The organism is Pseudomonas sp. S3_B08, from assembly GCF_054667725.1.
The window spans coordinates 4,384,760-4,404,876 of sequence record NZ_CP162750.1 but is presented as its reverse complement, the minus strand read 5'-3'; the positions used below and the strand labels follow the sequence as shown (position 1 = coordinate 4,404,876).

Genomic DNA, 20,117 nt, shown 5'->3' with positions numbered 1-20,117 from the left:
AACCACTGTGGCGGACTGCGAGGCACTGGGTGCGGTAACTATCTACCGCACGCTAAAGCGCAGTGCGGATGGTTCAGGCGCTGCGCTGCCACAACGCGTAATACACACGACCGGATTTCTGTTCGCGGTGCAGGCGCCAGTTGCCCGGCAGGCCCAGCGTCGATGGCGCTGTTTCGCTTTCCGTGTAGATCCACGAATCGGCCGCCAGCCATTGGCGCTCTTCCAGCAAAGTACAAACCGCCGGTAACAGGTTCTGGTTGAACGGCGGGTCGAGGAACACCAGATCGAACGGCGTCGCGGCCTGGGTTTCCAGGTAGCGCAGCGCGTCGGCGGTTTGCACCTGGCCGTTGCTGCAACGCAACGTGCCGAGGTGTTCCTTCAGACTGGAAACCGCAACGTTGCTGGCGTCCAGCGCCTGGGCCGTGGCCGCGCCTCGGGACAGCGCTTCGAGAAACAGCGCGCCGCTGCCGGCGAACGGGTCGAGCACTTTCGCCCCTTCGACATAGGGCGCGAGCCAGTTGAACAGGGTTTCACGCACGCGATCCGGGGTCGGGCGCAGGCCCGGTGCGTCGGGGAAGCTCAGCTTGCGGCTGCGCCACTGGCCGCCAATGATGCGCAGCTGGTTCACGCCGTTGTGCACGTTTTGCACAGGTTTTTTCGGTGCTCGAGTGGCCATTAATGCTCCGGAACCCCGAGCGGTTGCTCGGCAGGTTTATCAGATGGGGCCGGTAACGGCTTTTGCGGCACGGTCGGGCCAGCGGTGACGATGACCATTTTCTCCGTGCTCAGGTGTTTGTTCAGCGCATCGCGGACCTGCTCTACGGTCAGGCTCTGCGACTGCCGCATGAAATCGTCGAGATAGCTCAGTGGCAGATTATAGAAGCCCATCGCGCCGAGCTGGCCAACGATGTCGGCGTTGCTCGCGGTGGACAGCGGGAAGCTGCCGGCCAGTTCGCGCTTGGCATCGTCGAGTTCTTTCTGTGTCGGCCCGGTTTTCAGGTAGTCGGCGAGCACGTCCTGCACCAGTTTCAGGGTGCCTTCGCTCATCTCGGCGCGGGTCTGCAGGTTGATCATGAACGGCCCACGGGCCTGCATCGGGCTGAACGCCGAATACACGCCGTAGGTGAGGCCACGCTTCTCGCGCACTTCGCTCATCAGGCGCGTTCCGAAACCACCGCCGCCGAGGATCTGGTTGCCCAGCGACAGCGCGGCGTAATCCGGATCATCGCGATCGATGCCCAGTTGCGCGAGCATCAGGTTGGTCTGTTTCGACGGAAACTCGATGTGGTTGACGCTGGCTTGCGGTTCCTGCGGCGCAGCGATTTTCGCCAGTGCCGGGCCTTTCGGCAGGGCAGAGGAGACCTGATTGGCGATCGCCTCGGCTTCGGCTCGCGACAGGTCACCGACCAGTGCAATCACAGCATTGCCGGCGGCGTAGGCCTTGGCGTGGAACTCGCGCAATTGCGCGACGGTAATCTTCGGCACGCTTTGCGGATTGCCGTCGCTGGAATGCGCGTACGGGTGATCGCCGTACAGACGCTTCATCAGCTCCAGGCTGGCGAGTTTGCCGGGGTTCTGTTTCTGGTATTCGAAACCGGCGAGCAGTTGGTTCTTGATGCGCGCGAAGGAATCGGCGGGGAAGGTCGGTTTGCCGACCACATCGGCGAACAGCTTCAACGCCGGTTCACGCTGCTCAGGTGCGCTCAGGCTGCGCAACGAGGTCAGCGCCATGTCCTTGAACGCACCGTTGCCGAAGTCGGCCCCAAGGCCTTCAAAACCCTGGGCGATAGCGCCGACGTCTTTGCCGGCGATGCCTTCGTTGAGCATGGCGTTGGTCAGCACGGCGAGGCCGGGCGCGTTGCCGTCCTGGCTGCTGCCAGCGGCGAAGATCAGGCGCATGTCGAACATCGGCAACTCATGCGCTTCGACGAACAGCACTTTGGCGCCTTCAGCGGTGTTCCAGGTCTGCACATCGAGCTTGCGGCTGGCCGGGGCCTTGCCATCGAGTTCGGCCAGCGATTGCAATTTCTGGCTGGACTTGGCGTTATCCAGGGCTTCGCTGGCGTGGCTGTCAGCGCCGGGCGACAGATACACAGCCGCCGAGCCGATCACCGCGACAGCAATCAGGCCAAGCAGCATCAGGCGTGGGGTTTTGCGCTCACTCATGAGTCGTCTCCAAAGGCAGGACGTGGGCGACGCTGAGACGTTCGCGGGTGAAATACTTTTTCGCGGCGTTCTGGATGTCTTGCGGGGTCACGCTTTCCAGATCGGCCAGTTCGGTGTCCATCAGCTTCCACGACAGACCGACCGTTTCCAGTTGACCGATCGCGGTGGCCTGGCTGGTGATCGAGTCACGCTCGTAGACCAGGCCGGCGATAACTTGAGCGCGGACGCGTTCCAGCTCTTCGGCAGACGGCGCGGTGGTTTTCAGTTGCTCAAGCAGTTTCCACAAGCCGGCTTCGGCCTGGGCGATGGTCTTTTTCTTCTGCGTATTTGGCGTGGCCGACAGGGTGAACAGGCTGTCACCACGGGTGTAGGCGTCATAGTCCGACGAGCCGCCGGAGACCAGCTCTTCGCCGCGTTCCAGCTGCGTAGGGATGCGCCCGCTGTAGCCGCCATCGAGCAGCGCGGAGATCAGGCGCAGGGCGTTGACCGAGCGTTTGTCTTCAGCGGTAGCAATGCTCGGCACGTTGAAGCCAAGCATCAGGCTCGGCAGTTGGGTCTGCACGCGCAGGGTGATCTGGCGTTCGCCGGGCTCGGCCAGTTCCAGCGGTTTTTTCGCCGGTGGCACGTCGCGTTTGGCGACCGGGCCGAAGTAGCGCTGGGCGAGGGTTTTCACTTCGTCCGGAGTGACGTCACCGACCACCACCAGCGTGGCGTTGTTCGGCGCGTACCAGGATTGGTACCAGTGGCGCAGTTCCTCGACTTTCATACGGTCGAGGTCAGCCATCCAGCCGATGGTCGGCGTGTGATAACCGCTGGCCGGGTAGGCCATGGCCTTGTAGCGCTCGTAGGCCTTGGACATCGGCTTGTCATCGGTGCGCAGGCGGCGCTCTTCCTTGATGACTTCGATTTCCTTGGCGAACTCGTCGGCCGGCAGGCGCAGGTTGGCCATGCGGTCGGCTTCCAGCTCGAAGGCCACGCCGAGACGGTCACGGGCCAGCACCTGGTAATAAGCCGTGAAGTCGTCGCTGGTAAAGGCGTTCTCTTCGGCACCGAGGTCGCGCAGGATCAGCGAGGCTTCGCCGGGGCCGACTTTTTCGCTGCCCTTGAACATCATGTGCTCAAGCGCGTGGGACAGACCGGTCTGCCCCGGAGTCTCGTAGCTGGAACCGACCTTGTACCAGATCTGGGAAACGACCACCGGCGCACGATGGTCTTCGCGCACGACGACCTTGAGGCCGTTGTCGAGGGTGAATTCATGGGTCGGTTGCGGGTCGGCCGCCAGGGCCGAAAGGGGCAGGCAGACTGCGCTGAGCAGCAGGCCAGCAGCGCGGCGGGCTAGAGCATTCATTCGTTTTTCAACCTGTTGGGCTGCCCGCTTGGTCTTAGCGTCGGCGGGCGAGAGGTAGGGCGTGTCATTGATCATTACCAGTACCGCGCCGGCGCCTGATAGTGTGCAGGGCAAGGCGCGAGGAGTGTGGTTTGGTTGTTCCAAATAAACTCCGAGCAACGCAGCCCTGCACACTATCAGGCCCGGCCCTCCGGGTGGCGCCTGAAAACGGGCCATACTGCGTTGCAGTCCTTGGCAAGGAAAGCACATTCCCTGCGGCCTGCGCCTTGTCTGGCCCGTTTTCAGGCGGCCACGCGGTACTGGTAATGATCAATGACACGCCCTAGGATACTGATCCGTTTTACTGGCGGCCACGCCTATCAGGCTTCAGGGTTTGATAAGGCTGTATAGGTTTGCGGCGAAAAGCTGTGTTTTTCCCACTAAACTCCGCGTTTTCGCTGATCTTTGCCGGTTTAGATCAACGTTAATACGATCCTTGAGGTGCCTTCGGTGCCTCGACAAAATGTTGCGCGTGAACAAGCTGGGTGAAACACAGTCTGTTCTGCATCGAATATTTATTTGCCGGGGCGCCCTGTTGGCGCGTCGCTACCGTGAGATAGCCGTCCTCCATGTTTGGTTCCAACGACGACAAGAAGAGCCCAGCTGCGGCTGGCGAGAAGAAAAGCCTGTTCGGATGGCTGCGGAAGAAACCGCAGGAACCCGTCGTCGAACAGCCGCCCGCGATTCCTGAGCCGGCCCCTGCGCCTGCACCTGTAATAGAAGAAGAGCCGGCGCCGATTGTGCTGCCGATCGCCGAGCCGGTGCTGCAACCGGATGCTGAAGCCGAGCCGGAAGCGCCCGCCGCTCCCGAACTGCCGCTGACGCCCGCCGCCGAGCCGTGGCTGACCTTGCCGGTGGCAGAAGAACCGGTCGCGCTTGTTGAAGAAGCGGCGCCGCATGTGACGCCAGTGATTCCTGCGCCGGTTGCCGAGGTGCCTGCGCAGCCTGTGCCTGAACCGGTTGTCGAGCCTGCGCCGGTCATTTCTGAACCCGCCGCCCCGGTTGTCCCGCCGTCGGAGCCTGCACCGATTGCCGCTGCGCCGGTTGTCGCTCCGGTCGCTCCGGTCGTGCCGGTCGAAGTCCCTGTAGAAGCGCCAGTCGAAACCCCGCGCACCGAAGAAACCAAAGCCGGTTTCTTCGCCCGCCTCAAGCAAGGCCTGTCGAAGACCAGCGCCAGCATCGGCGAGGGCATGGCCAGCCTGTTCCTCGGGCGCAAGACCATCGACGATGACCTGCTCGACGACCTCGAAACCCGTCTGCTCACCGCCGACGTCGGCGTTGAAGCCACCACGCAGATCATCCAGCGCCTGACCCAGAAGGTTGCACGCAAGGAACTGGCAGACGCCGACGCCCTGTACAAATCCCTGCAGGCCGAACTGGCCGCAATGCTCAAACCGGTCGAACAACCGCTGAAAATCGCCTCGCAGAACAAGCCGTTCGTGATTCTGGTGGTAGGCGTCAACGGCGCCGGCAAAACCACCACCATCGGCAAGCTGGCGAAGAAGCTGCAATTGGAGGGTAAGAAGGTCATGCTGGCGGCCGGCGACACCTTCCGTGCAGCGGCCGTGGAGCAATTGCAGGTCTGGGGCGAGCGCAACAAGATTCCGGTGATCGCTCAGCACACCGGCGCCGATTCCGCTTCGGTGATCTTCGACGCCGTGCAAGCGGCCAAGGCCCGTGGCATCGACGTGCTGATCGCTGACACCGCCGGTCGTCTGCACACCAAAGACAACTTGATGGAAGAGCTGAAAAAGGTTCGCCGGGTGATCGGCAAGCTCGACGCCGACGCGCCGCATGAAGTGCTGCTGGTGCTCGACGCCGGCACTGGCCAGAACGCGATCAACCAGGCCAAGCAGTTCAACCAGACCGTCGAACTGACCGGCCTGGCGCTGACCAAGCTCGATGGCACTGCCAAGGGCGGGGTGATTTTCGCCCTGGCCAAGCAATTCGGCCTGCCGATTCGCTACATCGGCGTCGGTGAAGGCATCGACGATTTGCGTACCTTTGAAGCCGAACCCTTTGTCCAGGCACTGTTTGCCGAGCGGGAGCGTTCATGATTCGTTTCGAACAGGTCGGTAAACGCTACCCGAACGGTCACGTCGGCTTGCATGAGCTGAGCTTTCGAGTCCGTCGTGGCGAGTTCTTGTTTGTCACCGGCCACTCCGGTGCCGGTAAATCCACGCTGTTGCGCCTGTTGCTGGCAATGGAACGGCCGACCAGCGGCAAATTGCTGCTCGCCGGGCAAGACCTGAGCACTATCAGCAATGCGCAGATTCCATTTCTGCGTCGGCAGATCGGCGTGGTGTTCCAGAATCACCAGTTGTTGTTCGATCGCACGGTGTTCAACAACGTCGCCTTGCCGCTGCAGATCCTCGGCCTGTCCAAGGTCGAGATCGCCAAGCGCGTCGATTCGGCGCTGGAGCGCGTGGCGCTGTCGGATAAATCCGATCTGTACCCGGGCGACCTGTCCACCGGTCAGCAACAGCGCGTCGGCATTGCCCGCGCCATCGTCCACCGCCCGGCCTTGCTGCTGGCGGACGAACCGACCGGTAACCTCGACCCGCGTCTGGCCGCCGAAATCATGGGCGTGTTCGAAGACATCAACCGTCTGGGCACCAGCGTGCTGATCGCCAGTCACGACCTGGCACTGATCGCGCGCATGCGGCATCGCATGCTGACCCTGCAACGCGGCCGCCTGATCGGCGACGGGGAGGCCGGGGTATGAGTGCGACACGCAGTCCTAAGGTTTCCGAGCGCGTGGCCCCGAAGGCCGCCGATCCGCAACCGCAGAAAAAGAAAAAGCACGACGATGATGACGGCCCGGACTTCGCCACGCTGTTTCGCGCCTGGATCGAAAGCCATCGCGCCAGCCTGCTCGACAGCCTGCGCCGTCTCGGCAAACAGCCGATCGGCAGCTTCTTCACCTGCATGGTGATGGCCGTGGCGTTGAGTCTGCCGATGGGGCTGTCGCTATTGCTCAATAATGTCGAACGTCTCGGCGGTTCCTGGCAGCGCGCGGCGCAGATTTCACTGTACTTGCAACTCGACGCCAGCCCGGAACAAGGCGAAGCGCTGCGTGAGCAGATCAAAGGCATGCCGGGCGTCGCTGATGCCGAATATGTCGGCCGCGATCAGGCGCTGGAAGAGTTCCAGCAGCAATCCGGCCTGGGCGAAGCCCTGCGTGAGCTGCCTGACAACCCGTTGCCGGGTGTGGTGCTGGTGACACCGAACGAAGTCGACAAGCCGACACTCGAAGCATTAAGACAAAAACTTTCCGAGCTGCCGAAGGTACAACAGGCGCAACTTGATCTAGTCTGGGTCGAGCGTCTGGCCGCCATCCTCAAGCTTGGCGACCGCTTTGTCTTCGGTCTGACGGTGTTGTTGGTGTCTGCATTACTTTTGGTGATAGGCAATACCATTCGTCTTCATATTGAAAACCGCCGCACCGAGATAGAAGTGATTAAACTCGTCGGCGGCACTGACAGTTATGTGCGCCGCCCTTTCCTTTATATGGGCGCGTTGTATGGCTTCGGTGCAGGGCTGTTGTCCTGGGGCGTATTGGCGTTCGGCCTCAACTGGCTGAACGATGCGGTGGTCGGACTGGCCGGCTTGTACGGCAGTGATTTCGCCCTGGCCGGTGTGCCAGTGGCCGACGGTCTGTCGCTCTTGCTTGGCGCGGTGCTGTTGGGTTATATCGGTGCATGGATTGCAGTCGCACGTCATCTCAGGGAGCTGGCGCCGAAGTAGAATCTTTTTTGCGCGTGATTGACCTTGCGGTTTTTATGGGAACTTGTACCTGAGTTCCCGGTCAATTTTTCGCAGTGCCGAGAGGCACGAGTATGTGAGTGGGAGGTTTTTTCGTATGACCAATTCTTTGCAACCTGCGTATGCGTTGGTTCCGGGTGCGAACCTGGAAGCCTACGTGCACACCGTCAACAGCATTCCATTGCTGACGCCGGAGCAGGAGCGTGAACTGGCCGAGAGTCTCTACTATGAGCAGGATTTGGGGGCGGCTCGGCAGATGGTGCTCGCCCACCTGCGTTTTGTCGTACACATTGCCCGTAGCTATTCCGGCTACGGTCTGGCTCAGGCTGACCTGATCCAGGAAGGCAACGTCGGCCTGATGAAGGCCGTCAAGCGTTTCAACCCGGAAATGGGTGTGCGTCTGGTGTCGTTCGCCGTGCACTGGATCAAGGCGGAAATTCACGAGTTCATCCTGCGCAACTGGCGCATTGTGAAAGTCGCGACCACCAAGGCCCAGCGCAAGCTGTTCTTCAACCTGCGCAGCCAGAAGAAGCGCCTGGCGTGGCTGAATAACGAGGAAGTCCACCGTGTGGCGGAAAGCCTTGGCGTCGAACCACGTGAAGTGCGCGAGATGGAAAGTCGCCTGACCGGTCACGACATGGCCTTCGACCCGGCTGCCGAAGCCGACGACGACAGTGCTTTCCAGTCTCCGGCCAACTACCTGGAAGACCACCGGTACGACCCGGCGCGTCAACTGGAAGATGCCGACTGGAGCGACAACTCGAACACCAACCTGCACGAAGCACTGGAAGTGCTGGACGAACGCAGCCGTGACATCCTCTACCAGCGCTGGCTGGCGGAAGAGAAAGCCACGCTGCACGATCTGGCGCAGAAGTACAACGTGTCGGCCGAGCGAATCCGTCAGCTCGAAAAGAGCGCGATGAACAAGCTCAAGTTGTCGATCGCCGCTTAACTGGCGAATCCGCAATAAAAAACGCCCCGATCAGCGATGATCGGGGCGTTTTCATTTCTGTTTCAACACAAACCCTGTGGGAGCGAGCCTGCTCGCGAAAGCGGTTTATCAGTGCCATCAATGCAAGCTGACACACCGCTTTCGCGAGCAGGCTCGCTCCCACATTGGAATTTCGGTGTTATTCAGCCCAAGGCGCCCGCCGCGAATCGTTCAGCCCGAGCAAGTAACTGTCGCCGCCCAACTGACTCATCTGCTGCCGAATCCACCCAGCCCGGCGCGATACATAACCGGTCGGATGACTCGCGCTCCACACCCGTGGATTGGGCAGTACGGCAGCCAGATAACTCGCCTGCTGGCGCGACAACGACTTTGCGCTCACACCAAAGTGGTGGCGGGCCGCCGCTTCAGCGCCAAATACGCCGTCATCCCACTCAACGCTGTTCAGGTACACCTCGAGAATCCGCTGCTTGGGCCAGAACACCTCGATCAGCGCGGTAAACCACGCTTCCAGGCCTTTGCGCAGATAGCTGCGGCCCGACCAGAGAAAGAGGTTTTTCGACACCTGCTGGCTCAAGGTGCTGGCGCCGCGAATCGAACCGCCCAGTTCGTTGTGGGCCAGAGCGGCCTGAATCGCGCGCAGATCGAAGCCCCAGTGCTCGGGGAATTTCTGGTCCTCGCCAGCAATTACCGCCACTTTCAGGTCATCGGAGATCTCGTTCCACGGTTTCCAGGTGCGCTGCAGGTCGATCGGCTCACCGTCGACCCAGGATTCGACCTTGCGCTCGACCATCAGCGCCGTGCCCGGCGGTGGCACGAAGCGAAACACCAGCACCAGCAAGACACTGCCGCCGGCGAACCAGAGCAGAGCCTTCGTGAGACGACGGAAAATTGAACGCAGCATAGAGATGGCTTGGCCGAACCCGTGGAGCGGGCCATTATACAGACCCTGCCGATGGCGTCTGACTGGAGTTCCCCATGCTGCGTGGCTTTTTGATGCTGGCTGCTTTTTTCGGATTCACCGGTGTTGCGCTGGGCGCGTTTGCCGCCCACGGCCTGAAAAACCGTCTGACGCCGGAATACCTGACGATCTTCCACACTGGCGTCACCTACCAACTGGTGCACACGCTCGCACTGTTCGGCGTTGCGCTGCTGGCCACGCAGATTCCAGGGCGGCTGGTCACTTGGGCCGGCGTGTCCTTCACCGTCGGCATTGTGTTGTTCTCCGGCAGTCTGTATCTGCTGACCACCACCGGCATCAGCAAGCTCGGTATCATCACGCCGTTCGGAGGCCTGGCGTTTCTCATCGGTTGGTTATGTCTGGGGCTAGCCGCTTGGCGCTTGCAGCTAACCGCTTGACGCTTGGTACTGACCTTTAGGTCATGATCGGGCTAGAATGCCAGCCCCTAAAAATGATGGCGGCGTTGTGCATGCGCATTCAGTTGAACGGTGAGTCCTTTGAATTGCCCGACGGTGAAACCGTTGCGGGCCTGATCACCCGTCTGGATCTGACCGGACGTCGTGTGGCGGTCGAGCTCAATCTGGACATCGTCCCGCGCAGCCAGCATGCCGACACCACGTTGAACGACGGCGACAACGTCGAAGTGGTCCACGCCATCGGCGGCGGCTGATTGTCCCGGCCCGCAAGGGCACAGAATTCTGCAAGACCCTCACCCTAAAAGAGGATTCCCCATGAGCATCGTTCGTAGCGACAAGCCTTTTGTGCTGGCCGGTCGTACTTACCAGTCGCGTTTGCTGGTCGGTACCGGCAAGTACCGTGACATGGAAGAAACCCGCCAGGCCATCGAAGCCTCGGGTGCCGAGATCGTCACCTTCGCCGTACGCCGCACCAACCTGGGCCAGATCGAAGGCGAGCCGAACCTGCTCGAAGTGCTGTCGCCGGATCGCTACACCTTCCTGCCGAACACTGCCGGTTGCTACGACGCCATCGAAGCCGTGCGCACCTGCCGCCTGGCGCGTGAACTGCTCGATGGCCACAATCTGGTGAAGCTGGAAGTGCTGGCCGACCAGAAAACCCTGTTCCCCAACGTGATCGAAACCCTCAAGGCCGCCGAAACCCTGGTCAAGGAAGGCTTCGACGTGATGGTCTACACCAGCGATGACCCGATTATCGCTCGCCAGTTGGCGGAAATCGGCTGCATCGCCGTGATGCCGCTGGCCGGTCTGATCGGCTCCGGTCTGGGTATCTGCAATCCGTACAACCTGCAGATCATCCTCGAAGAAGCCAGGATCCCGGTGCTGGTGGATGCTGGTGTCGGTACCGCTTCCGACGCGACCATCGCCATGGAACTGGGTTGCGACGCTGTACTGATGAACTCGGCCATCGCCCACGCCCAGCAACCGGTCATGATGGCGCAAGCCATGCAGCACGCCATCGTCGCCGGTCGCCTGGCGTACCTCGCCGGCCGCATGCCGAAAAAACTCTATGCCAGCGCCTCTTCGCCGCTGGATGGTCTGATCAAGTAAGAGCCATTGATGACTGAATCGAACGACACGCCTGTCCAGCCGGACGAAGGCGACGAGCGCCAACACCGCCGCATCAAGAGCTTCGTGATGCGCGCCGGGCGCATGACCGAAGGCCAGCAACGCGGCCTGGACCAGGGCGCGCCGCTGTACGTGCTGCCGCTGGCCGATGCGCCGGTCGATTACGACCAGGTGTTCGGCCGCTCGGCGCCGCGCTCGCTGGAAATCGGTTTCGGCATGGGCCACTCGCTGCTGGAAATGGCCGCTGCTGCTCCAGAGCAGGATTTCATCGGTGTTGAAGTACACCGTCCGGGTGTCGGCGCGCTGCTCAATGGCGTGCTGACCCAAGGGCTGACCAACCTGCGGGTCTACGATTGCGACGCGATCGAAGTGCTCAACCGCTGCATCGCCGACAACAGCCTCGATCGCCTGATGCTGTTTTTCCCGGATCCGTGGCACAAGAGCCGCCACCACAAGCGCCGCATCGTCCAGGCCTCGTTCGCTGAACTGGTGCGCAGCAAGTTGAAGGTCGGCGGCATTCTGCACATGGCCACCGACTGGGAGCCTTACGCCGAGTACATGCTGGAAGTGATGAACGTCGCCCCCGGCTACCGCAACCTCGCCGAAGACGGCAAATGCGTCCCACGCCCGGCCGAACGCCCGATCACCAAGTTCGAACGCCGTGGCGAACGTCTTGGCCATGGCGTGTGGGATCTGAAGTTCGAAAAGATCGCTTAAGCATCACGCAAAAAAAACTGTGGGAGCGAGCCTGCTCGCGAAAGCGGTTTGACGTTCAACGATGATGTTGGATGTCAAGACGCCTTCGCGAGCAGGCTCGCTCCCACAATTGTTTTGTGTATGAGGAGATTACAGGGGGGCAAGAAATCGAGCGGGCACCTGCTCTGTCAACCAGACGCCATTTTCGGCCTGATAGAACTTGAAGCCCTGTTCTTCCATCTGCTTCGCGGCAACCTTCAGAACGACTGGCGTTCCGTAGCGTTGACCCACGGCCGACGCGGTGGCGATCTCGTCGGACAGATGCACCTGATGGCGTTGTCCTGGAATCAAGCCTTGTCTGTGGATCGAGTCGAGAAAACGCGTCGCTGTTCCGTGGTAGAGCGTTTGCGGTGGCTGTTTCTGCTCGAATTGCAGATCAACGCTTTTCGTCGAGTGGCCTTGAACAGCGCGTATACAGTGGCCATCAGCGGAAATCGTAAAACGCTTCTTGTCACTGCTGGTCACGACGTTTTCAATCAGCTCACGACTTAAATGCCTGCCATCACGCGCCGCGCCGCTGATCAGTGCTTCGATATTTGCCCAGCCTTCCGAATTCAGATTCAGTCCGATCGCCTGAGGCTCGTGACGCAACACGAAGCTAAGAAATTTGCTCGTCTCATCCAGTAGTTTTTTACTCATGAACTTCCCTTTCATTGCGATCAACTGTGGGAGTGAGCCTGCTCGCGATTGCGGACTGACAGTCACCGAAGAGGTTGAATGTCAGACCACTATCGCGAGCAGGCTCACTCCTACATTCGTTTTGGGTGTGCCGAAAGATCAGCGGCGATCAGCAACCACGCCGATCAGCACCAGTACCACCAGCAGCACCGGCGCCAGGCTGTAGTTGTTGAACTGGCTCAGGCCTTTGATCACCCACGGCGTGGCATAGATCAGCGCGGCGCCGCTGCCGATCAGGCAGAGCAGGGCCATCAGGGGCACGCGCAGGGCGCCGGCGATGCTGCCCAGGCGTTGCTCGACCCAGCCTTTGAAGTCAGCGCCAAACAGCACCAGCAGGCAACCGACCAGCGCCAAAGCGATTTCCGAGAGATTGCTGCGGCTCCAGCGGGAGACGGTGGCCAGCAGGTCGAGTATCAAATCCATGCGTTTTCCCTTTGAGCTGAAGTCAGTTCAGAAATTGTTGCAGCAAATCGTTGAGGAACAGTTGGCCGCGTTCGGTCGCCGCCAGGCGTGACGGTTCGACCTGCAACAGGCCGCTTTGTTCGGCTTCGCGCCGGCCTTCGGCGAGGGTGTCCAGCGACAGGCCGGTGCGCTCCGGATACAGGCGCGATTCGACCCCGGCAGTCAGTCGCAGGGCGTTCATCAGGAACTCGAACGGCATCTCGTCATTGCTCAGCGATTTCTCGCCGGCCTGAAAGCTTTTCGCCGGGTTCAGATAATCCTTCGGCAGGCGGGTTTTCCATGTGCGCACGATGCGCCCGTCCGGGTGGCTCAACTTGCCATGGGCGCCGGCGCCGATGCCGATGAAGTCGCCAAAACTCCAGTAATTAAGGTTATGCCGCGCCGGTCGACCGGCCTGGGCATACGCCGACACTTCGTATTGCGCGTAACCGTGCTCGGCCAGCAGCGCCTGACCGGCTTCCTGAATGTCCCACAGCGTGTCGTCTTCCGGCAGCACTGGCGGCTGATTCCAGAACACCGTATTGGGCTCCAGCGTCAGTTGATACCAGGAAATGTGCGTCGGCTTCAGCGCGATGGCCTGACGCAGATCGCTCAAGGCATCGTCCAGCGACTGATCGGGCAAACCGTGCATCAAGTCCAGGTTGAAGTTATCGAACCCGGCCTGCCGCGCCATGCCCGCCGCACGCACGGCTTCGTCACCGTTGTGGATGCGGCCGAGGGCCTCAAGCTTTTCCTGCTGAAAGCTCTGGATACCGATCGACAGCCGATTGATCCCCAGCTTGCGATAGGCGACAAACTTCTCTTGCTCGAAGGTGCCCGGATTGGCCTCAAGGGTGATTTCGATGTCGGCAGCGAACGGGATGCGTTGTTCGACGCCCTTCAACAAACGCCCGAGGGCTTCGGCGCTGAACAGGCTGGGCGTCCCGCCACCGAAGAAAATCGAAGTCAGCTCACGGCCATACACCGCATGCAGATCCTGATCGAGATCGGCCAGCAGCGCGTCGACGTATTCCTGCTCCGGCAGCACCGGGCTGGCGGTGTGCGAGTTGAAATCGCAATACGGGCATTTGCGCACACACCACGGAATGTGGATGTACAGCGCCAGGGGCGGCAGAGTTGGCAGCGGCGCCCGAGGCGAGGACGCGGCGCCGCCGATAATCAGCGACGACGCGGAAGAATCAGTGGTCATTTCAAGCCCAGACGCTGGCGCAGCAGATCCATTGCACGGGCGCGGTGGCTGATCTGGTTCTTGTCGGCCGGGCTCAGTTCGGCGCTGGAGCAGTCGCGCTCCGGCACCCAGAACAGTGGGTCATAACCGAAGCCGTGCTCGCCGCTGGCAGCGGTGAGGATGCGCCCGTGCCACAGGCCTTCGCAGAGAATCGGCAGCGGATCATCGGCGTGGCGTACCAGTGCCAGCACGCAGACGAACTGCGCGCCGCGCTCGGCTTGCGGTACGTCCTTCAGCGCATCGAGCAGTTTGGCGTTGTTCGCCGCATCGCCCTGGCCGTCGGCGTAACGCGCCGAGTAGATACCCGGCGCACCGCCAAGGAAATCTACCGCCAGCCCGGAATCGTCGGCCAGTGCCGGCAGGCCTGAAATGCGCGCGGCATTGCGCGCCTTGAGGATCGCGTTCTCGACGAACGACAGGCCGGTTTCTTCCGGCTCGACCTTGCTCCACTCGCCAATCGAGCGCAGTTGCACCGAGTCGCCGAGCATGGCCTGGAGTTCTTTGAGTTTGCCGGCGTTATGGCTGGCCAGTACGAGCTGCTTGATGTTCATCATTCGCCGGGAAAGAGTTCTTGGTTGAAATTGATAGTGTTGATCTTGTCGCCGTTCTGCACCTTGATTTCAAAGGTGCGGGTTTCCTGCTGCGGCACCGGGTACTGGGCGATGTAGTAGATCGCGCCCTGTTCGGTGACCTGGCGGAATTTCAGCGCCACGCTGTTGCTGGTCAGGTCCTTGATCGTGCCGGTGACGCTGGCGATCACCGGTTTGCCGTCCTTGACCACCGAGACGTTGATCACGCCTTGGTTCTTGCTGCGGATCAGCTCGGCGGCCTTGGCGATGTCCGGTTGCAGGAACGTCGAGTTGAAGGTGTTGTAGTGCACCGTAATGTCGCCGAAGGTTTCCTTGCGCTCACCTTTGATGACGTCCGCCGCCATGGTGCTGGCGCTCAGGCAGGCGGTGAATAAAAGCAACGCTAGACGGCTCATGTTCGTGCTCCTTCAAATGCCCTGGCTCAGACCGCGACTCGGGCGTCCGCCAACTGCGGACTGCTGACGCGGTAGATACCGATTTCACCTAACAGATTAGGCCATAGCTTACTGGCCCACCCGTGGCGGTGCTGTTGATCCACGGCAAGCCGATCAATGACCTTGGCGTCACGTTCGCGGCACAGCTCTTCGAAATCCTCGAAGGTGCAGAAGTGAATGTTCGGCGTGTTGTACCAGGTGTAAGGCAGGAATTCCGAGACCGGCATGCGGCCCTTGCTCGCCAGGTACCAGCGGCAGCGCCAGTGGCCGAAGTTGGGGAAGGTGATGATGCACTGACGGCCGACCCGGAGCATTTCGTCGAGGATCTTGTCCGGGTAATGCACCGCTTGCAGGGCCTGGGTCATGACGACGATGTCGAAACTGTTGCTGGCAAAATTGCCCAGGCCTTTGTCCAGATCCTGCTCGATGACGTTGATGCCCTTGGCCACGCACTCGGCGATGTTGTCGGCGTCGTTTTCCAGGCCATAACCGGTGACGTTCTTGTTGTCGCGCAGCCAGGTCAGCAGCTCGCCGTCACCGCAACCCAAGTCGAGGACGCGGCTGCCGGCGGGGATCCATTCCTGGATGATTTCCAGATCAGCTCTCATGGCTTTCTCACAACGAAATGCGGTTCATGTAATTGCCGAACGCCTGCAAGTAACGCGGGATCGGAATCAGGAAGGCGTCGTGGCCCTGCGGTGCGTCAATTTCCAGATAACTGACGTCCTTGCGCGCGGCCATCAGCGCATCCACCAGTTCCCGCGAGCGCGCCGGGGAGAAGCGCCAGTCGGTGGTGAACGACATCACGCAGAACTTGGCCGTGGCGTTTTCGAAGGTTTTCGCCAGATCATCGTCGAAGTTCGCCGCCGGATCGAAGTAGTCCAGCGCTTTGGTCATCAACAGATAAGTGTTGGCATCGAAGCGCCCGGAGAACTCTTCGCCCTGATAACGCAGGTAGCTTTCGACCTGGAACTCGACACTGTGGAAGTCGTAGTTGAGCTTTTCGCTCTTCAGGCCACGGCCGAATTTCTCACCCATGGAATCATCGGACAGATAGGTGATGTGCCCGACCATGCGCGCCAGCATCAGCCCGCGCTTGGGGATCACGCCTGCTTCCTGGAACGAGCCGCCGTGGAATTCCGGATCGGTGAGGATCGCCTGGCGCGCGACTTCGTTGAAGGCGATGTTCTGCGCCGACAGTTTTGGTGCCGAGGCGATGGCCAGGCAGTGCCGCACGCGATCGGGGTAGGTGATGGTCCATTGCAACGCCTGCATGCCGCCGAGGCTGCCGCCGATCACCGCCGCCCACTGGCCGATGCCGAGCAGGTCAGCAAGGCGCGCCTGGCTGTGCACCCAGTCTTCCACGGTGAGTACCGGGAAGTCAGCGCCGAACGGCTTGCCGGTCTCCGGGTTGATACTGCTCGGGCCGGTGGAGCCGTTGCAGCCGCCGAGGTTGTTCAGGCTGACCACAAAGAACTTGTTGGTGTCGATCGGCTTGCCGGGGCCGATGCAGCTGTCCCACCAACCGGGCTTGCGGTCGTCGACGCTGTGATAACCAGCGGCGTGATGATGACCGGACAGCGCGTGGCAGATCAGCGCGGCGTTGCTCGCCTGGGCGTTCAGCGTGCCGTAGGTTTCATAAATCAGGTCATAAGCGGCCAGCGAACGGCCACAGGCCAGCGTCAGCGGTTCGCTGAAATGCGCGGTTTGCGGCGTTACCAGACCAACAGAATCGGCGGGAAAGGCAGTTGGCATCGACCCTGCTCTCGTTGAAATGAGGCGTAAGTCTAAAGACCGGGGGGGGTTAGCGGCAAGCAACGATCAGGTCCGGCGTTTTCGCTTCGGATCGAGGTGCAGCCATTCGCGAGCAGGCTCGCTCCCACAGTTGAAATGCATTCCAATGTGGGAGCGAGCCTGCTCGCGAAAAAGGCGACTCGGTCAGTCAGACCGAACGCACTGGCTTACATCAGCAAACGCAGAATCTCCGGCATCATCGTCATCGCCGCCAGATTGTTGATCACCAGCATGTCGATCAATTTAAGCGCGAGGAAGGCGAAGATCGGCGACAGATCCAGGCCACCAAGGTTCGGCAGGAAGCGGCGGAACGGTGCCAGCGCCGGCTCGCAGATCTGGTTGACCAGCTCAGCGCCCGGATTGTGGCTGCCCGGTGCGACCCACGACAGAATCACGCTGATGATCAGAGCGAAGAAGAAGATCTTCAGGAACAGTGCAGTGACGCCGATCAGCGACCAGATCAACAGTTGCAGCGGATTGCCAGTGGTGCCGTAGGTCAGCAGCAGGGTCAGCGCCATCAGCAGCAGTTGCACCAGAATCGCCAGCACCAGCGACGACATGTCGAGGCCGAACAGGCTCGGGATGATCCGGCGCAAAGGCTTGAGCAGCGGCTGGGTGGCCTTGACCACGAACTGGCACAGCGGGTTATAGAAGTTCGCCCGCACCAGTTGCAGGACGAAGCGCAGCAGCACGATCAGCAGGTACAGGCTGCCGAGGGTTTGCAGCACGTAAACCGCTGCGGTGTTCAATCCGATCATGTAAGGCTCCTTTATTTGCCCAGTTGTTCGGCCATTTCGGCCGAGCGGTGCGCGGCGGCGCCGAGTGCGGTTTCAACCAGCGCTTCGAAGCCGCCAGCCTGGAATGATTTGATCGCTGCTTCCGTGGTGCCATTCGGCGAGGTCACGCGGCGACGCAATTCGGCGGCGTCGACATCGCTGGACACCGCCATGTGCGCGGCGCCCAGAGCAGTCTGCACGGTCAGTTGCTCAGCGATCTCTTTTGGCAGGCCAAGTTTGACGCCGGCGGCGGTCATGGCTTCGATCAGCAGGAAGAAGTACGCCGGGCCGGAGCCGGACACTGCGGTGACCGCGTCCAGTTGCTGTTCTTCTTCCAGCCACAGGGCGATGCCGACGGCGGACAGCAGCTCTTCGGCTTGCTGACGCTGCTCGGCGGTTACTTCGCTGGTCGCGTACAAACCGCTGACACCCTGACGCAGCAGCGCCGGGGTGTTCGGCATGCAGCGCACGATTGGCTGTTCGCCGAGCCACGCGGTCATGCTCGCGCAGGTAATGCCGGCGGCGATCGACACCACCAGTTGATTCGGTTTCAGGCATGGGCGAATCGCCTCGCACACGGCTTTCATCGCCTGTGGCTTGACCGCCAGCACGATGACATCGACGCCGTCGATGGCCTGGGCGTTGTCAGCGAAGGTTTCGATGCCGTGTTCGGCGCTGACCTTGGCACGGGTGTCTTCGCCCGGATCGCTGGCGCGGATCTGCGCCGCTTCCAGACCTTTGGCGCGCAGGCCGCCAATCAGACTGGCCGCCATGTTGCCCGCACCGATAAACGCAATACGTGTGTTGCTCATGTGTGGTCCTTATCTGGAAACGTTCAAGACTGGGAATAATCTCTGGCGCCAAACAGCGCGGTACCGATCCGCACCCAGGTGGCGCCTTGGGCAATGGCCGACTCAAGGTCGTGGCTCATGCCCATGGACAGTGTGTCGAGCGGCAGAGCGAGGCTCGCCTGCAATGTCTGCACGGCGGCGAAGGCAGCGTCCTGTTCGGCGCGCTCCTCGGTCGGCTCGGGAATCGCCATCAGTCCGCGCAGTTTCAAACGGGGCAACGCGCTGATGGCCTCGGCCAGCGCTGGCAGATCGGCCGGGGTGCAACCGGATTTGCTCGCCTCGCCGCTGACATTGACCTGAATGCAGATGTTCAGTGGCGGCAGTTCGGCCGGGCGTTGTTCGGACAGGCGTTGGGCAATTTTCAGACGATCCACGGAGTGCACCCAGTCGAAATGCTCGGCAATCGCGCGAGTCTTGTTCGATTGAATGGGGCCGATGAAGTGCCAGATCAAGGGCAGGTCGGCCAGCTCCAGCTGTTTGCCCAAGGCTTCCTGCAAGTAGTTCTCGCCGAAGTCGCGCAGGCCGGCGGCGTAGGCCTCCCGCAGGGCCTGGGCGGGTTTGGTCTTGCTCACGGCGAGCAAATGGATGCTGTTTTCGTCGCGGTGCGCGGCTTTGGCCGCTGCCTGGATGCGCGAACTAACCTGAAGGATGTTGTCTGCTATCGTGGACATCAAGAGGCGCCGGCGGTCTGTAGGTTCGCGGCATTCTACTGGAATTGAGGGACGCTATGGATATCACTGAACTGCTGGCCTTCAGCGCCAAACAGGGCGCTTCCGACCTGCACCTGTCGGCCGGCCTGCCGCCGATGATCCGCGTCGATGGCGACGTGCGACGGATCAATCTGCCGGCGCTGGACCACAAGCAAGTGCACGATCTGATCTACGACATCATGAACGACACCCAGCGCATCGAATTCGAGAAAAATCTGGAAACGGATTTTTCCTTCGATGTACCCGGCGTGGCGCGGTTTCGCGTCAACGCCTTTAACCAGAACCGTGGCGCCGGCGCGGTGTTCCGCACCATCCCGTCGAAAGTGCTGAGCATGGAAGACCTCGCCATGGGCGATGTTTTCCGCAAGATCACTGATGCGCCGCGCGGTTTGGTGCTGGTCACCGGGCCGACCGGCTCCGGCAAATCGACCACGCTGGCGGCGATGATCGATTACCTCAACACCCATCGCCATCACCACATTCTCACCATCGAAGACCCCATCGAGTTCGTCCATGAATCGCGCAAATGCCTGATCAATCAGCGCGAAGTCCATCGAGATACTCGCAGCTTCGCCACTGCACTGCGCTCGGCCCTGCGTGAAGACCCGGACGTGATTCTGGTCGGCGAAATGCGTGATCTGGAAACCATTCGCCTGGCGCTGACCGCCGCTGAGACCGGGCATCTGGTGTTCGGCACGCTGCACACGACCTCGGCGGCGAAGACCATCGACCGCGTGGTCGACGTGTTTCCCGGCGACGAGAAATCGATGGTGCGTTCGATGCTGTCAGAGTCGTTGCTGGCGGTGGTGTCGCAGACGTTGATCAAGAAGATCGGCGGCGGGCGGGTGGCGGCGCATGAAATCATGCTCGGGACATCGGCGATCCGTAACCTCATTCGCGAGGACAAGGTGGCGCAGATGTATTCAGCGATTCAGACCGGTGGGTCGTTGGGGATGCAGACACTCGATATGTGCCTGAAGGATCTGGTGACCAAGGGCTTGATCAGCCGCGAGCATGCACGCGAGAAAGCGCGTACGCCGGATAATTTCTGAGGGTCGCTGGTGCG

General features: G+C 61.1%; 23 protein-coding genes. 9 read left to right on the top strand and 14 right to left on the bottom strand.

Going from position 1 to position 20,117, the window contains the following annotated elements; translation table 11 throughout:
* Positions 1-73 precede the first annotated feature (73 nt).
* Genes rsmD through AB4N73_RS19985 form a run of 3 tightly spaced genes read right to left on the bottom strand, consistent with a single transcriptional unit; the run spans position 74 to position 3,514 of the window.
* Positions 74-676 carry a 16S rRNA (guanine(966)-N(2))-methyltransferase RsmD gene (rsmD, locus tag AB4N73_RS19995; protein WP_041476826.1) on the bottom strand — a complete coding sequence of 201 codons (603 nt, stop codon included), beginning with the start codon at positions 674-676 and terminating at the stop codon, positions 74-76.
* On the bottom strand, positions 676-2,166 hold the full coding sequence (locus AB4N73_RS19990) for a M16 family metallopeptidase (protein WP_150636927.1): 1,491 nt from the start codon (positions 2,164-2,166) through the stop codon (positions 676-678). Before AB4N73_RS19990 ends, rsmD begins: the two co-directional genes overlap by 1 nt.
* Positions 2,159-3,514: a M16 family metallopeptidase gene (locus AB4N73_RS19985; RefSeq protein WP_041476824.1), complete on the bottom strand. Its 1,356-nt coding sequence runs from the start codon at positions 3,512-3,514 to the stop codon at positions 2,159-2,161. The genes AB4N73_RS19990 and AB4N73_RS19985 overlap by 8 nt, the downstream gene beginning before the upstream one ends.
* A 608-nt stretch (positions 3,515-4,122) precedes the next feature.
* On the opposite strand from AB4N73_RS19985, the gene ftsY reads away from it, so the two are divergent.
* From ftsY to rpoH, 4 genes are all read left to right on the top strand, one after another.
* The gene (ftsY, locus tag AB4N73_RS19980; RefSeq protein WP_460142455.1) at positions 4,123-5,610 is read left to right on the top strand and encodes a signal recognition particle-docking protein FtsY; all 1,488 of its coding nucleotides are present in this window, start codon (positions 4,123-4,125) and stop codon (positions 5,608-5,610) included.
* The gene (gene ftsE, locus AB4N73_RS19975; RefSeq protein WP_016772715.1) at positions 5,607-6,278 is read left to right on the top strand and encodes a cell division ATP-binding protein FtsE; all 672 of its coding nucleotides are present in this window, start codon (positions 5,607-5,609) and stop codon (positions 6,276-6,278) included. The genes ftsY and ftsE overlap by 4 nt, the downstream gene beginning before the upstream one ends.
* Positions 6,275-7,300 carry a permease-like cell division protein FtsX gene (gene ftsX, locus AB4N73_RS19970; RefSeq protein ID WP_016772716.1) on the top strand — a complete coding sequence of 342 codons (1,026 nt, stop codon included), beginning with the start codon at positions 6,275-6,277 and terminating at the stop codon, positions 7,298-7,300. Before ftsE ends, ftsX begins: the two co-directional genes overlap by 4 nt.
* Positions 7,301-7,415: 115 nt before the next feature.
* On the top strand, positions 7,416-8,270 hold the full coding sequence (gene rpoH / locus AB4N73_RS19965; RefSeq protein ID WP_016772717.1) for an RNA polymerase sigma factor RpoH: 855 nt from the start codon (positions 7,416-7,418) through the stop codon (positions 8,268-8,270).
* Positions 8,271-8,448: 178 nt separating this feature from the next.
* On the opposite strand, the gene mtgA is transcribed toward rpoH, so the two are convergent.
* The gene (mtgA, locus tag AB4N73_RS19960; protein WP_095181330.1) at positions 8,449-9,171 is read right to left on the bottom strand and encodes a monofunctional biosynthetic peptidoglycan transglycosylase; all 723 of its coding nucleotides are present in this window, start codon (positions 9,169-9,171) and stop codon (positions 8,449-8,451) included.
* 74 nt (positions 9,172-9,245) lie between these two features.
* On the opposite strand from mtgA, the gene AB4N73_RS19955 reads away from it, so the two are divergent.
* The 4 genes from AB4N73_RS19955 to trmB all read left to right on the top strand — a co-directional run bounded on the left by AB4N73_RS19955 (position 9,246) and on the right by trmB (position 11,489).
* On the top strand, positions 9,246-9,626 hold the full coding sequence (locus AB4N73_RS19955; protein ID WP_252886932.1) for a DUF423 domain-containing protein: 381 nt from the start codon (positions 9,246-9,248) through the stop codon (positions 9,624-9,626).
* A gap of 71 nt (positions 9,627-9,697) precedes the next feature.
* A complete protein-coding gene (gene thiS / locus AB4N73_RS19950) occupies positions 9,698-9,898 on the top strand; it encodes a sulfur carrier protein ThiS (RefSeq protein WP_160769632.1) in 201 nt (66 codons plus the stop codon).
* 61 nt (positions 9,899-9,959) lie between these two features.
* Complete coding sequence (locus AB4N73_RS19945; RefSeq protein ID WP_041476820.1) at positions 9,960-10,754, top strand: thiazole synthase; 795 nt, start codon at positions 9,960-9,962, stop codon at positions 10,752-10,754.
* A gap of 9 nt (positions 10,755-10,763) precedes the next feature.
* A complete protein-coding gene (gene trmB / locus AB4N73_RS19940) occupies positions 10,764-11,489 on the top strand; it encodes a tRNA (guanosine(46)-N7)-methyltransferase TrmB (protein ID WP_024014663.1) in 726 nt (241 codons plus the stop codon).
* A 129-nt stretch (positions 11,490-11,618) separates the two neighbouring features.
* Here trmB and AB4N73_RS19935 read toward each other — a convergent pair whose 3' ends face one another.
* The 10 genes from AB4N73_RS19935 to AB4N73_RS19890 form a co-directional block, all read right to left on the bottom strand.
* Positions 11,619-12,167: an RNA 2'-phosphotransferase gene (locus tag AB4N73_RS19935; protein ID WP_150636923.1), complete on the bottom strand. Its 549-nt coding sequence runs from the start codon at positions 12,165-12,167 to the stop codon at positions 11,619-11,621.
* Positions 12,168-12,305: 138 nt separating this feature from the next.
* Complete coding sequence (locus AB4N73_RS19930; protein ID WP_008083808.1) at positions 12,306-12,629, bottom strand: DUF3392 domain-containing protein; 324 nt, start codon at positions 12,627-12,629, stop codon at positions 12,306-12,308.
* Positions 12,630-12,651: 22 nt separating this feature from the next.
* The gene (gene hemW / locus AB4N73_RS19925; RefSeq protein WP_056786374.1) at positions 12,652-13,857 is read right to left on the bottom strand and encodes a radical SAM family heme chaperone HemW; all 1,206 of its coding nucleotides are present in this window, start codon (positions 13,855-13,857) and stop codon (positions 12,652-12,654) included.
* On the bottom strand, positions 13,854-14,450 hold the full coding sequence (gene rdgB / locus AB4N73_RS19920) for an RdgB/HAM1 family non-canonical purine NTP pyrophosphatase (RefSeq protein ID WP_024014661.1): 597 nt from the start codon (positions 14,448-14,450) through the stop codon (positions 13,854-13,856). The genes hemW and rdgB overlap by 4 nt, the downstream gene beginning before the upstream one ends.
* Positions 14,447-14,881: a DUF4426 domain-containing protein gene (locus AB4N73_RS19915; RefSeq protein WP_150636919.1), complete on the bottom strand. Its 435-nt coding sequence runs from the start codon at positions 14,879-14,881 to the stop codon at positions 14,447-14,449. Before AB4N73_RS19915 ends, rdgB begins: the two co-directional genes overlap by 4 nt.
* Before the next feature lie 26 nt (positions 14,882-14,907).
* Positions 14,908-15,528 (bottom strand): methionine biosynthesis protein MetW, encoded by a 621-nt coding sequence (metW, locus tag AB4N73_RS19910; protein ID WP_056786380.1) that lies wholly within the window; start codon positions 15,526-15,528, stop codon positions 14,908-14,910.
* Between the two features lie 7 nt (positions 15,529-15,535).
* Positions 15,536-16,675 carry a homoserine O-succinyltransferase MetX gene (gene metX, locus AB4N73_RS19905; protein ID WP_122748361.1) on the bottom strand — a complete coding sequence of 380 codons (1,140 nt, stop codon included), beginning with the start codon at positions 16,673-16,675 and terminating at the stop codon, positions 15,536-15,538.
* A gap of 206 nt (positions 16,676-16,881) precedes the next feature.
* A complete protein-coding gene (locus AB4N73_RS19900) occupies positions 16,882-17,472 on the bottom strand; it encodes a YggT family protein (RefSeq protein ID WP_039757546.1) in 591 nt (196 codons plus the stop codon).
* Between the two features lie 11 nt (positions 17,473-17,483).
* Positions 17,484-18,302, bottom strand: coding sequence for a pyrroline-5-carboxylate reductase (proC, locus tag AB4N73_RS19895; protein WP_460142454.1), 819 nt, complete (start codon positions 18,300-18,302; stop codon positions 17,484-17,486).
* 23 nt (positions 18,303-18,325) lie between these two features.
* The gene (locus AB4N73_RS19890) at positions 18,326-19,012 is read right to left on the bottom strand and encodes a YggS family pyridoxal phosphate-dependent enzyme (RefSeq protein ID WP_071172225.1); all 687 of its coding nucleotides are present in this window, start codon (positions 19,010-19,012) and stop codon (positions 18,326-18,328) included.
* Between the two features lie 56 nt (positions 19,013-19,068).
* On the opposite strand from AB4N73_RS19890, the gene AB4N73_RS19885 reads away from it, so the two are divergent.
* Positions 19,069-20,103, top strand: coding sequence for a type IV pilus twitching motility protein PilT (locus tag AB4N73_RS19885; protein WP_016772732.1), 1,035 nt, complete (start codon positions 19,069-19,071; stop codon positions 20,101-20,103).
* Positions 20,104-20,117 lie beyond the last annotated feature (14 nt).

Coding starts and splice junctions, on each gene's coding strand:
- rsmD (WP_041476826.1), bottom strand. CDS start 676: ATGGCCACTCGAGCACCGAAAAAACCTGTGCAAAACGTGCACAACGGC.
- AB4N73_RS19990 (WP_150636927.1), bottom strand. CDS start 2,166: ATGAGTGAGCGCAAAACCCCACGCCTGATGCTGCTTGGCCTGATTGCT.
- AB4N73_RS19985 (WP_041476824.1), bottom strand. CDS start 3,514: ATGAATGCTCTAGCCCGCCGCGCTGCTGGCCTGCTGCTCAGCGCAGTC.
- ftsY (WP_460142455.1), top strand. CDS start 4,123: ATGTTTGGTTCCAACGACGACAAGAAGAGCCCAGCTGCGGCTGGCGAG.
- ftsE (WP_016772715.1), top strand. CDS start 5,607: ATGATTCGTTTCGAACAGGTCGGTAAACGCTACCCGAACGGTCACGTC.
- ftsX (WP_016772716.1), top strand. CDS start 6,275: ATGAGTGCGACACGCAGTCCTAAGGTTTCCGAGCGCGTGGCCCCGAAG.
- rpoH (WP_016772717.1), top strand. CDS start 7,416: ATGACCAATTCTTTGCAACCTGCGTATGCGTTGGTTCCGGGTGCGAAC.
- mtgA (WP_095181330.1), bottom strand. CDS start 9,171: ATGCTGCGTTCAATTTTCCGTCGTCTCACGAAGGCTCTGCTCTGGTTC.
- AB4N73_RS19955 (WP_252886932.1), top strand. CDS start 9,246: ATGCTGCGTGGCTTTTTGATGCTGGCTGCTTTTTTCGGATTCACCGGT.
- thiS (WP_160769632.1), top strand. CDS start 9,698: ATGCGCATTCAGTTGAACGGTGAGTCCTTTGAATTGCCCGACGGTGAA.
- AB4N73_RS19945 (WP_041476820.1), top strand. CDS start 9,960: ATGAGCATCGTTCGTAGCGACAAGCCTTTTGTGCTGGCCGGTCGTACT.
- trmB (WP_024014663.1), top strand. CDS start 10,764: ATGACTGAATCGAACGACACGCCTGTCCAGCCGGACGAAGGCGACGAG.
- AB4N73_RS19935 (WP_150636923.1), bottom strand. CDS start 12,167: ATGAGTAAAAAACTACTGGATGAGACGAGCAAATTTCTTAGCTTCGTG.
- AB4N73_RS19930 (WP_008083808.1), bottom strand. CDS start 12,629: ATGGATTTGATACTCGACCTGCTGGCCACCGTCTCCCGCTGGAGCCGC.
- hemW (WP_056786374.1), bottom strand. CDS start 13,857: ATGACCACTGATTCTTCCGCGTCGTCGCTGATTATCGGCGGCGCCGCG.
- rdgB (WP_024014661.1), bottom strand. CDS start 14,450: ATGATGAACATCAAGCAGCTCGTACTGGCCAGCCATAACGCCGGCAAA.
- AB4N73_RS19915 (WP_150636919.1), bottom strand. CDS start 14,881: ATGAGCCGTCTAGCGTTGCTTTTATTCACCGCCTGCCTGAGCGCCAGC.
- metW (WP_056786380.1), bottom strand. CDS start 15,528: ATGAGAGCTGATCTGGAAATCATCCAGGAATGGATCCCCGCCGGCAGC.
- metX (WP_122748361.1), bottom strand. CDS start 16,675: ATGCCAACTGCCTTTCCCGCCGATTCTGTTGGTCTGGTAACGCCGCAA.
- AB4N73_RS19900 (WP_039757546.1), bottom strand. CDS start 17,472: ATGATCGGATTGAACACCGCAGCGGTTTACGTGCTGCAAACCCTCGGC.
- proC (WP_460142454.1), bottom strand. CDS start 18,302: ATGAGCAACACACGTATTGCGTTTATCGGTGCGGGCAACATGGCGGCC.
- AB4N73_RS19890 (WP_071172225.1), bottom strand. CDS start 19,012: ATGTCCACGATAGCAGACAACATCCTTCAGGTTAGTTCGCGCATCCAG.
- AB4N73_RS19885 (WP_016772732.1), top strand. CDS start 19,069: ATGGATATCACTGAACTGCTGGCCTTCAGCGCCAAACAGGGCGCTTCC.